7 protein-coding genes are annotated in these 7798 nt (G+C 61.2%); 4 read left to right on the top strand and 3 right to left on the bottom strand.

The window, feature by feature from the left end; genetic code table 11:
* Window positions 1-80: 80 nt before the first annotated feature.
* Both WBR57_RS23130 and quiC read right to left on the bottom strand, forming a co-directional pair.
* A complete protein-coding gene (locus WBR57_RS23130) occupies window positions 81-746 on the bottom strand; it encodes a TetR/AcrR family transcriptional regulator (protein WP_424086978.1) in 666 nt (221 codons plus the stop codon).
* Window positions 747-823: 77 nt separating this feature from the next.
* Window positions 824-2725 (bottom strand): 3-dehydroshikimate dehydratase QuiC, encoded by a 1902-nt coding sequence (gene quiC / locus WBR57_RS23125; protein ID WP_424086976.1) that lies wholly within the window; start codon window positions 2723-2725, stop codon window positions 824-826.
* Between the two features lie 231 nt (window positions 2726-2956).
* On the opposite strand from quiC, the gene WBR57_RS23120 reads away from it, so the two are divergent.
* A complete protein-coding gene (locus tag WBR57_RS23120) occupies window positions 2957-4291 on the top strand; it encodes an MFS transporter (RefSeq protein ID WP_424086974.1) in 1335 nt (444 codons plus the stop codon).
* A 1-nt stretch (window position 4292) separates the two neighbouring features.
* Here WBR57_RS23120 and WBR57_RS23115 read toward each other — a convergent pair whose 3' ends face one another.
* Window positions 4293-5171 (bottom strand): DMT family transporter, encoded by an 879-nt coding sequence (locus WBR57_RS23115; RefSeq protein ID WP_424086972.1) that lies wholly within the window; start codon window positions 5169-5171, stop codon window positions 4293-4295.
* A gap of 192 nt (window positions 5172-5363) precedes the next feature.
* Here WBR57_RS23115 and WBR57_RS23110 point away from each other — a divergent pair, with 192 nt between their 5' ends.
* Genes WBR57_RS23110 through WBR57_RS23100 form a run of 3 tightly spaced genes read left to right on the top strand, consistent with a single transcriptional unit; the run spans window position 5364 to window position 7698 of the window.
* Window positions 5364-5780, top strand: a complete 417-nt coding sequence (locus tag WBR57_RS23110) for a membrane lipoprotein lipid attachment site-containing protein (RefSeq protein WP_424086970.1) — start codon at window positions 5364-5366, stop codon at window positions 5778-5780.
* A 43-nt stretch (window positions 5781-5823) separates the two neighbouring features.
* Window positions 5824-6711 (top strand): KPN_02809 family neutral zinc metallopeptidase, encoded by an 888-nt coding sequence (gene ypfJ / locus WBR57_RS23105; protein WP_424086969.1) that lies wholly within the window; start codon window positions 5824-5826, stop codon window positions 6709-6711.
* Window positions 6712-7698, top strand: coding sequence for an alpha/beta hydrolase (locus tag WBR57_RS23100; protein WP_424086967.1), 987 nt, complete (start codon window positions 6712-6714; stop codon window positions 7696-7698).
* Window positions 7699-7798: the final 100 nt, after the last annotated feature.

The raw sequence follows: 7798 nt of genomic DNA, 5'->3' as shown, positions 1-7798 counted from the left end.
GTCACAGCCAATGCTGCTGATCCACCGCGTTCGCGAGCAAGCCCACTCCCACATGGATTGCATTCCAACCTGAGTAATTTTCAGGCCTGCAAGTACCGCATCACCGACTCGCAAATCATGTCGCGGTGCCGTTGTTTAATCGCCTCGTCCGACAGTTCGATCTGAAAAATCTCACTGAACGTATGGCGGTTGGACACCCGGTAAAAGCTGAATGAGTTGATCAGCAGGTGCACGTCCAACGGCTCCAGCCCTTCACGGAACAGCCCCATCTCGGCGCCGCGGCGCAAGGTGGCGCCGAGTGCCTCGAGGATGTTGCTGTTCATCGCCTTGATCGAATCCGAGCGCTTCACGTACTCAGCGTTGTGGATATTTTCGATACTGACGATGCGCACGAAATCCACATTCTGATCGTGGTGATCAAAGGTGAATTCCACCAGCCGGCGGACCGCTTCGCGCGGTTCCAGGGCGGTGAGGTTCATGCGGGTTTCGGTGTTGCGGATATCGCCGTAGAGCTTCTCCAGCACCTCGACGTACAACTGCTCCTTGCTGCCGAAGTAGTAGTAAATCATGCGTTTGGAGGTGTGGATGCGCTCGGCGATTGCGTCCACGCGAGCGCCGGAAAGGCCCTGCTGAACAAACTCGACAATAGCTTCCTGGAGAATGTTTTCGCGGGTCTTTTCCGGGTTGTTCTTACGACTCTTGCGCGGTGCGTCTGACACCGCGGGGAGATCGGGACTCGAGGTCATGGTGCGCTCACGGCCATTGTTATGCAGGCGGTGATTATGGGCCGGGGCGCTCGCCGAAGGAAGCACCCCGCCCGCCGTTATAAACGTGCTTGGCGCACCGCACCGCTGCGCGACTTGGCCATCGCCGCCAGGCGCACCGCCACGTTGGCCGCGCCATAACCGGCATAGCCGTTTTTGCGCTGGATGATCTCGAAGAAAAACCGCCCTTCGAACGGCTCGGTGTACACATGAAACAACTCACCGCCCTGGGCGTCACGGTCGTACAGCACGTTGTAGTACGCCAACTCGCTGAGGAACTCGTCGTCGAAATCAAACCGCGCCGCCAGGTCGTCGTAGTAGTTGAGCGGGATATCCAGCAGCGGCACCCCGGCCTCTTTGGCGCGGCGCACTTCGGCGAAAATGTCCGCGCAGTCGAAGGCAATGTGGTGCACGCCCGAGCCGCGATAGCTCGACAGCGCGTGGGAAATCGCCGTGTTGCGGTTCTCGGAAATATTCAACGGCAGGCGAATCGAGCTGCAGCGGCTGCGCAATGCACGACTTTTGACCAGGCCATATGGATCGGGCAGCACCACTTCGTCATCGGCTTCGAAATCCAGCAGGCTCTTGTAGAACAGCACCCAGCTGTCGAGGCTGTCGGCCGGCAAGGCCATGGCCATATGGTCGATGCGCAGCAGCCCGCCACTCGATGCACGGGCCGGTTGCAGGTTGAAGTCGGTGTCGTACAGCGTGCCTTCGGAAGGGTCCACCAGGTAAATCAGGCTGCCATCCGGCGCGCGCACCGCCGCCAGCTCCAGCTCGTTCGGGCCGACCAGGCCGCGATATGGCTGGCCCTTGTAGGCCACCGCGCGTTCGAGGGCCTTGGCGCTGTCCTTGACCCGAACCGCCGTGGCGCACAGCGACGGCCCGTGGGCTTCGAAAAAGTTGTGCGCGAAGGAATAGGGCTCGCAATTGAGGATCAGGTTGATATCGCCCTGGCGCAATAAACTCACGCTTTTGGAGCGGTGCTGGCCGGCCTTGACGAACCCCAGGCGCTCCAGCCAGTGGGTCAGCTTGGCGCCGAGGCTTTCATCCACGGCGAATTCAAGGAATTCGATGCCGTCGTATTCACTGGCGGCCGGCGTATCAAACAGAATGTCCACCGGCTGGGCGGGCGCTTCCTGCTTGAGGCGCTCGCGGGTTTTCTCTTCCAGGTACAGCAAGGAGCGCAGGCCATCCGCTGCGTTCGCACGGGTTGGCGCAGCGCGGAAACCGTCGTTGAAAATTTCCAGGGACAAAGGCCCGGTGTAGCCACTCTTGATGATCGGCGCCAGGAAGCCTGCCAGGTCGAACTCGCCCTGGCCGGGGAAGCAACGGAAATGCCGGCTCCACTCCAGTACGTCCATGGCCAGGATCGGCGCGTCGGCCATTTGCACAAAGAAGATCTTGTCGCCGGGGATCTCGGCGATGGCACTCGGGTCGCCCTTAAGTGACAGGGTGTGGAAGCTGTCGAGCAGGACGCCGAGGCTTGGGTGATCGATCTGACGCACCAGGTTCCAGACCTGCTGCCAGGTGTTCACGTGCCTGCCCCAGGCCAGCGCTTCATAGCCGATGCGCAGGCCACGGCGGCCGGCGTGTTCGGCCAGCAGGCTGAGGTCATCGAGCAAAATACGTTCGTCGCCGACACAATCGGCCGAGGCGTTGCTGCACACCAGCACCAGGTCGGTGCCGAGCTCCTGCATCAAATCAAACTTGCGCTCGGCACGCTCCAGGTTGCGCGCCAGGCGGTCGCGGCGGCAGCCTTCAAAGTCGCGAAACGGCTGGAACAGGGTGATGGCAATGCCGAGGTCGGCGCACATTTGCCTAACTTCTCGGGGGCTGCCGTCGTAATACAGCAGGTCGTTTTCAAAGATTTCTACACCATCAAACCCGGCGGCCGCGATGGCTTCGAGCTTTTCCGGCAGGGTTCCGCTCAAGGAAACAGTAGCAATAGAGCGTTGCATGGGCGACTCCCAGGTTTTGAGGTCTGTCTTATTTACGGCAAATTATTCGCCGCTAAACTGTTCGCAGCAATTGAAATGTACGAACCGGTTAGTTTTCGGTGCGATTATCGAACACAATGGCCATTGGCGAATTGACGACTTTTTAACCACTGCGCACCATCGGTCACGTAGCTGCACCCAAGAAAAGACCCAGAACACACCATAAAAATTTCAAAAAACGGGTACGACCTCATGCCTTCGCAAAACTCCGTCCTGGCCGCGCGCCCGGGCACCCCGCATGCCGGCATCGGCAGCAAGATCCGCGGCGCCATGGCCGTGGGTAAAACTCGCTGGGGCATGCTGGCCCTGGTGTTCTTCGCCACCACCCTGAACTACATCGACCGCGCCGCCCTGGGCGTGATGCAGCCGATCCTGGCCAAGGAAATGAGCTGGACGGCGATGGACTACGCCAACATCAACTTCTGGTTCCAGGTCGGTTATGCGATTGGCTTCGTGCTGCAAGGCCGCTTGATCGACCGCGTCGGCGTGAAACGCGTGTTCTTCTGCGCGGTGCTGCTGTGGAGCCTGGCCACCGGTGCCCACGGCCTGGCGACCTCGGCGGTGGGCTTTATGGTGTGCCGCTTTATCCTCGGGCTGACCGAAGCCGCCAACTACCCGGCCTGCGTCAAGACCACCCGCCTGTGGTTCCCGGCCGGTGAGCGCGCGGTGGCGACCGGCATCTTCAACGCCGGCACCAACGTCGGCGCGATGATGACGCCAATGCTGCTGCCGCTGATCCTGCACGTGTGGGGCTGGCAGGCGGCGTTCCTGTGCATGGCATCGCTGGGCCTGATCTGGCTGGTGTTCTGGGGTTTGAAGTACTACAACCCGGAGGACCACCCGAGCGTCAAACAATCCGAACTGGACTACGTGCAGCAGCAAGTCGAACCGGAACAACCTGGCGTACCGTTCAGCCGCATCCTGCGCATGCGCGGCACCTGGGCCTTTGCCATCGCTTATGCACTGACCGCCCCGGTGTTCTGGTTCTACCTGTACTGGCTGCCGCCGTTCCTGAACCAGCAATACAACCTGGGCATCAACGTGACCCAGATGGGCATCCCGCTGATCATCATTTACCTGACGGCCGACTTCGGCAGCGTCGGTGGGGGGATTCTGTCTTCGTTCCTGATCGGGCGCGGGATGAATTCGATCAAGGCGCGGCTGCTGTCGATGCTGTTGTTCGCCTGCTGCATCGTCGGCGTGATCATGGCGGCCGGTTCCAGCCAGCTGTGGGTCGCGGTGTTCGCCATCTCGCTGGCCATCGGCGCGCACCAGGCCTGGACCGCCAACATCTGGAGCCTGGTGATGGACTACACGCCCAAGCACATGATGAGCACGGTGTTCGGTTTCGGCGGGATGTGCGCGGCTATCGGCGGCATGTTCATGACCCAGATCGTCGGCCATATCCTCACGGTCACGAACAACAACTACACCGTGTTGTTCACCCTGATCCCGGCGATGTACTTCATTGCGCTGACCTGGATGTACTTCATGGCGCCGCGCAAGATTCCCAAGGTAGACGTTTAAGTCAACGCCGCCGCTGCTGCCAGGCAGCGGCCAACCCGCTCATGCAGATCACCCCGATGCCGACCACCGTGGTCATGTCGGGGGTATGGTTGAACACCAGCCAGCCCAACAACCCCGCAAACACGATCTGGCAATAGCCGAACGGCGCCAGCAAGGCCGGCGCCGCAAAGCGGAACGCCTGGGTCAGCATCAAGTGCGCGGTCATCCCACAGGTGCCCAGCGCCAGCATCAAAACGCCGTGCCACAGCGTGGGGATCTGCCAGAAGAACGGCACCATCGCACTCATCACCAAGGTATTGCACAGGCCGGCGAAGAAGTTGCTGGTGGTCGGGGTGTCGTACTTGCTGAGGATGCGCGTGAGCAGTTGGTAGAAGCAGAAAAACAGCGCCGAACACAGCGGCAGCAACACCGCCGGGGTGAACAGCTCGCCGCCGGGGTGGATGATGATCAGCACGCCGATAAAGCCGCAGATCACAGCCAGCCACTGGCCGCGTGTCACCTGCTCGCCGAGCAACGGCACTGACAGCGCGGTCACCAGGATCGGCGCGAGGAAGTTCACCGCCGTGGCTTCCGCCAACGGGATGAAGTGCAGCGCCGCAGTGAAAAACAGGCTGGTGCCCAACAGGCATAACGCCCGCACCACCTGCATGCCCGGCCGTTTGCTGCGCAGCACGCGCAAGCCCGATTGCGGCAGGAATATCCCGGCCATCAGCAAGGTGTGCACCAGGTAGCGCGCCCACACCACCATCACGATCGGGTAAAAACCGGCCAGGTATTTGGACAACGCGTCGTGGCTGGAGAACAGGAACGTCGCCACCACAATCAGCAGGATGCCTTTGAAAGGATGGTTGACGCCGGAAAGGGGGGTGCTGACAGTCATTGAATTCTCTTGCGTGGCGCGCTGAACGTTAAACGAGGTAGCGCTCAACCCGTTAATCTAGCAGCCGAACCGGAGTTTGCCCCAAGAGCATAACCAAACACCGTGCGAACAGCGCACTAAATCATGGGAATCGAGTCCAACGCAGCACCTTCGCCCCCGCGTTGCACACTTTTTGATCAAGGCCTTGCCGCTATGAAAAAAACTCTCTTTGTTCTTTCTACCCTCGCCCTGCTGACTGCCTGTAACCAGGAGTCCAAGGAAGCGCCAAAGCCTGCGCCGCCTTCCGTGCAGGCGACCCTGGTGCCTGCCACCCCGCCTACGGATAAATGGGTCGGCAAATGGATCGGCGTCGAAGGCCTGCACTTGACCATCGCCAAAGACGACAGCATCGGCCGTGGTCATTACATCCTGACCATGCAATACGGCCTCGACGCCGACGAATCGGGCACCTTCAAGGGCGAAGCCAACGAAGAAGGCATTACCTTCAACCGCCCGGATGGCCCGCAACTGCTGCGTGCCGGCGACGGCGAAGCCACCGGCCTGAAATGGCTGGCGGATAAAAAGGACTGCCTGGTGGTCGATACCGGCGAAGGTTACTGCCGCGATTAACGTCCATACTCCATCAGGTTAAGTACACAAGAGGATTGCCCACATGCTATGGAAAAAAGGCCGACGCAGCGACAACGTGGTAGATGCCCGCGATGACAGTGGCAGCGGCGGTGGCGGCATGCGCTTTGGTGGCGGCAAAGGCCTGAGCCTGACCGCGATTGTGCTGATCGTCGGCATCGGCTGGCTGACCGGCCAGGACCCGATGCAGATCCTCGGCCAGTTGACCGGCCAGATGGAGCAGGCGCCCTCGGTGAGCACCCAATCGCGCCAAGCGCCGCCGGCTAACGACGAGCAAGCGGATTTTGTCCGCGCGGTGCTGGGCGATACCGAAGACACCTGGGGCCAGGTGTTCCAGGAAAACGGCCTGGCCTACAAGAACCCCAAACTGATCCTGTTCCGTGGCCGGGTGAATTCCGCCTGCGGTGGCGCGACCTCGGCCAGCGGCCCGTTTTACTGCCCGGCTGACCAGCAGGTGTACCTGGACCTGGATTTCTTCCGGGAAATGTCGCAACGCTTCCAGGCCGCCGGTGATTTCGCCCAGGCCTACGTGATCGCCCATGAAGTCGGGCACCACGTGCAGACGTTGCTTGGCATCTCGGCCAAGATCCAGACCGCCCGCCAGCAGGGTCGGCCGATGCAGGGCGACGGCGGCCTGCTGGTCCGCCAGGAGCTGCAAGCCGACTGTTTCGCCGGCGTCTGGGCCAACCGCGCGCAAAAACGCCTGAACTGGCTGGAGCCCGGCGACATTGAAGAAGCACTGAACGCGGCCAATGCCATTGGCGACGACCGTTTGCAACAGCAGGGTCAAGGGCGCGTGGTGCCGGACTCGTTTACCCACGGCACCTCGGCACAGCGGGTTCGCTGGTTCAAGACCGGCTTCGCCCAGGGCCAGATCACTCAATGCGACACCTTTACCGCCAAGAGCCTCTAGATGAATAAACGATTGGGATTGCTGTTGGGCGTGTTGATGACCTGTTCCTCATCCACCTGGGCCGCCGAGAAGGAACACGGCGTCAAGGTGGTCAGCCCTGATCGTTTTCACCTGGAGGCCGGCGACCTCAGCCTGGGCCTGAGCCAGGACTGGCGCCAGCCGTTGCCCAAGGTGACCCGCGCGCTGATCATCGTGCATGGCCGGCTGCGCAACGCGATGACCTACCTGGAAAGTGGCGAGCACGCTGCTGAACACGCCGGGGTGGGTGGCAGTACGCTGATCATTGCGCCGCAATTTCTCGATGAATCGGACGTAAAAAACCACCCTCTGGACAACCAGCTGCTGCGCTGGAAAACCGATGACTGGATGGCCGGTGAGCCCTCCATCGGCCCCGGCCAGGTCAGCTCCTACGGCGCGCTCGACCAGATCATCAAGCACCTGGGCAACCGCAAACTGTTCCCGGCGCTGAAAGAGATCGTGGTCGCCGGGCATTCCGGCGGTGGCCAGGTAGTGCAGCGTTTCGCCCTCACCGGCCACGACCACCCGATGCTGCAAACCGAAGGCATCAGCCTGCGTTACGTGGTGGCCAACCCTTCGACCTACGCCTGGCTCAGCCCGCAGCGCCCGGTGAAATTCGACCCGGCCAGCTGCCCAGGCTTCAACGACTGGAAGTACGGCATGCAAAACCTGTCGGCCTACGCCAAGGGCCGGAGCGCCGAGCAGCTTGAGCGGGCCTACGTGTCACGCGACATCACTTACCTGCTGGGCCAGCAGGACACCGACCCCAACCACCCGGCGCTGGACAAAAGCTGCGCCGCCGAAACCCAGGGCGCGTATCGCCTGATTCGAGGGCATAACTATTTTGACTACCTCAAGCAGCGCCATCCGCAGCTGACTCACAAGCTGGTGGAAGTGCCGGGGGTTGGGCATAACGGGGATGGGATGTTTACGTCGCCGGAAGGCGAGAAGGTTTTGTTCGGCAAATGATCCCTGACGAAACATGATCAAAATGTGGGAGCGGGCTTGCTCGCGAATGCGGTGGATCAGTCAAAAATGAGTCGACTGACACTCCGCATTCGCGAGCAAG

It is taken from the genome of Pseudomonas sp. (assembly GCF_049590575.1).
Lineage (GTDB): Bacteria > Pseudomonadota > Gammaproteobacteria > Pseudomonadales > Pseudomonadaceae > Aquipseudomonas.
Note: the sequence above shows the minus strand (reverse complement) of the source record. Positions and strands in the feature narration are given on the sequence as shown.

Bases quoted from the DNA above. Each gene is read 5' to 3' on its own strand.
- WBR57_RS23115 (WP_424086972.1), bottom strand. From the start codon at position 5,171: ATGACTGTCAGCACCCCCCTTTCCGGCGTCAACCATCCTTTCAAAGGC.
- WBR57_RS23130 (WP_424086978.1), bottom strand. From the start codon at position 746: ATGACCTCGAGTCCCGATCTCCCCGCGGTGTCAGACGCACCGCGCAAG.
- WBR57_RS23100 (WP_424086967.1), top strand. From the start codon at position 6,712: ATGAATAAACGATTGGGATTGCTGTTGGGCGTGTTGATGACCTGTTCC.
- ypfJ (WP_424086969.1), top strand. From the start codon at position 5,824: ATGCTATGGAAAAAAGGCCGACGCAGCGACAACGTGGTAGATGCCCGC.
- WBR57_RS23110 (WP_424086970.1), top strand. From the start codon at position 5,364: ATGAAAAAAACTCTCTTTGTTCTTTCTACCCTCGCCCTGCTGACTGCC.
- quiC (WP_424086976.1), bottom strand. From the start codon at position 2,725: ATGCAACGCTCTATTGCTACTGTTTCCTTGAGCGGAACCCTGCCGGAA.
- WBR57_RS23120 (WP_424086974.1), top strand. From the start codon at position 2,957: ATGCCTTCGCAAAACTCCGTCCTGGCCGCGCGCCCGGGCACCCCGCAT.